Origin of the sequence: Phenylobacterium sp. (genome assembly GCF_030680185.1) — a bacterium.
Lineage (GTDB): Bacteria > Pseudomonadota > Alphaproteobacteria > Caulobacterales > Caulobacteraceae > Phenylobacterium.
Genome location: NZ_JAUXVZ010000058.1, coordinates 1 through 2,592, shown reverse-complemented (window position 1 = coordinate 2,592; position 2,592 = coordinate 1). Strand labels below are relative to the sequence as shown.

The 2,592-nt window shown below is 60.6% G+C and carries 2 protein-coding genes and 2 pseudogenes; 3 read left to right on the top strand and 1 reads right to left on the bottom strand.

Going from position 1 to position 2,592, the window contains the following annotated elements; genetic code table 11:
• A pseudogene (locus Q8L83_RS16595) lies at positions 1–85 on the top strand (IS6 family transposase); the annotation flags it as partial.
• Positions 86–121: 36 nt separating this feature from the next.
• Here Q8L83_RS16595 and Q8L83_RS16590 read toward each other — a convergent pair.
• Positions 122–511, bottom strand: a pseudogene (locus Q8L83_RS16590) (helix-turn-helix domain-containing protein); the annotation flags it as partial.
• 326 nt (positions 512–837) lie between these two features.
• Between Q8L83_RS16590 and Q8L83_RS16585 the strand changes: the two are divergent.
• Together Q8L83_RS16585 and Q8L83_RS16580 are read left to right on the top strand one after the other, a co-directional pair.
• Positions 838–2,064: a toll/interleukin-1 receptor domain-containing protein gene (locus Q8L83_RS16585; RefSeq protein ID WP_305288935.1), complete on the top strand. Its 1,227-nt coding sequence runs from the start codon at positions 838–840 to the stop codon at positions 2,062–2,064.
• A 31-nt stretch (positions 2,065–2,095) separates the two neighbouring features.
• Positions 2,096–2,473, top strand: a complete 378-nt coding sequence (locus tag Q8L83_RS16580; RefSeq protein WP_305288933.1) for a hypothetical protein — start codon at positions 2,096–2,098, stop codon at positions 2,471–2,473.
• Positions 2,474–2,592: the final 119 nt, after the last annotated feature.

The window sequence follows — 2,592 nt, the reverse complement described above, 5'->3', positions numbered from 1 at the left end:
TGTGGAGAGAGCTTTTGGCATTGGGCCCTCGGCGCTGACGGAGGCCATGGGCATGCTCAACCACCATTTCGCAGCAGCCGCCTGATCGGCGCAGAGCGACAGCCTACCTCTGACTGCCGCCAATCTTTGCAACAGAGCCCGCCTGCGCGACTTCGCGGTGGAACGCCGCCAGGCTGCGTTTCTGCTTGGTCAGGAAGCGCTTTTGCAGCAGCTCGCGGATGATGCGCTCGACCGGTTCCGGCAAGCGCCCCTTGCCTTTGCCGCCGCCGGATCGGCCGGGCGTCAGGTCTGTTACCAGGCCAGTACCCTGCCGGGCGCGACGGATCAGGACATATACCTGTCGCCGGGACAGGCCCAGCGCTTGGGCTGCCTCATCGGCGGCTTCATGCCCGACCACCTCAAGCGCTGCCAGTGGCCCGATGATTTCCGTCCGGTGCCGGGCTTGCGCCCATGCCTCGTCGGGCAGGGTGGCCACGCCTTGCGCGGCAATCGGTGGAGTGTCTGATGTCATGCCCAAACCTCGCTTTGGTGCACACGAGTATTGAGCATAGTCGAGATTGGTGCAGACGACTCCTGATATTGGGCTGTCAGGAGCCGTATGCACACCAGGCGTTACATCCAGTCAGATGGTGCGGTCGTCTTCTGAAAACGACACCCGCTTGGGGGAATCTCAAAAACGCTCGTTTTTGCACTTCGTCCGTCGATGGTCAGGCCGCGGCGGATGGCTACGCTGCGCTGCAGTGTGGGTAACGCCAGCGCATAGCCTGAGGCCTCATGACGTGTTGTATGAAGTCCGAATCCTGATCTAGAACATTACGCAAACAAAGGGCCGCAGCGATGGTGCACGTCACTTGGAATGGCCGTCCCTTCGACGCTCAGCAGTTCAAGCGGGCGCTGATCAACAAGGCGATCTCATCGGCCGTTGAGGTCGTGATCGAACGCGGTCGGGCCGCGGCTGCTTCGTTGGTTGATCCTGAGACCGGGACGCATTCGCTGGTGTTTGCGTGGAAGACCCCTTCAAGCGGGGTCCGCCTTACGACATCCGGCTCCGAGAGTTTCGCTCTAGCGTTGGAGACAAGGTTGGATCGCGCGCGCGTAGGTGCCCCAGAGGGCTCGAACAAGTCACCGGTCGTGTACTTTGCTCACGCTAGCGAGGACAAGGTCGCCGCCCGACCGATCGCCGAACACCTCGTGGCGAATGGCATCGACGTCTGGTTCGACGAATGGGAGATTGGCGCGGGTGACAGCCTGCGGCGAAAGATGGACGAAGGGCTCGAGGCCTGCACTCACTTCGTCGTCCTCTTGAGCTCCGTCGCTCTGAAGAAGCCTTGGGTCAACGAGGAGGTCGATGCGGGCTTTGTCCGGCGTGTTGAGGGCTCATCGAAGTTCATTCCGCTGCGGCTAGGCCTTTCTCTGACGGAGTTGCCGCCGCTGCTGAAGGGCATGCTCTCGCCGGAGATCTCACCGGAAAATCAACCTTCTCTCGACAGCCTCGTGAGCCAGATTCACGGCGTAAGCGCGAAGCCTGCTCTTGGACGCGCTCCCAGGTACGTCCAACGGGTGGAAGCTCTTGCTCATCTCTCGCCCGCGGCGATCACCATCGGAACGCACATGGTGAGGACGAGTGAGAGCGGCGAAACGTTCGATCCGCAACTAGACTTCGACGATCTCGCTGCGGCTACCGGGCTTTCTCCAGATGATGTGGAGATCGGGGTGCTTGATCTCGTCGAGGCAGGCTTACTGGAAGAGTCGAACACGATCGGCTCGACGAGCGTATGGCCCCTCGGGCCATTGTTCATCACTTTCGATCCGCATGTACATGATTGGCGTCCGTCAGATGACGCGAAGACGCTGGCTGCCACGATGGTCAATCTTGGCCAGGATCAATATTCGCCCACGGACCTCAATGCCGAGTTGCGATGGGCGAGGCGCCGAATGAATGCTGCGCTCCACGCGGTGAGGGCGGCAGGATTGGCCGACTGCCACGACTTTATGGACGGGGAAGATTGGGCGGTAAGCCACTTGATGGTCACGGCTCACACGCGCCGGGCCGCAAGAGGGTGAAGCCGGGTGCAAGGCAGTTGAGGGAGCCTTGGTGAGCTACTTTCAAGCGCCGAATGAAGACGATGAGGGAGCGCGCGCTCTCGACATGTGGCTTGTGGATGAAGCCCTCGGGATGAGCCAAGGCTATGTCCTGGATTTCAACGACAAGACGTTCAACGACTTCGTGCGGCGCTCGTTCGGGATCGATGTTACGGCACCAACTTACACAGTTGATGGGACTTCAAAGGCCAAACGGATGCGGGCCTTCCTTCGAGCGCTAGTCCCTGGCGCTCAGGCGGAGGTGCTGCGGAAGTTCTGGGCTTATCGGCAGAGCTTGGGCTCGTCCTATCCGACCCTCGAACCAGGAGTGGAGCGTGACTTCTTGCAGATGATCGCCAAGCTTGAGGGTAGCTGTAGCGGCGCGCAATAGTGAACGGCTCGACGCGAGATACAAGGCGTGTTTCGACGCATATTAGCTGAGACGTCTGTGCCTACTCGGCGCACATTGTGTGCGACTGAAACCACAATGGTTGAGACCGACGCGCGCTA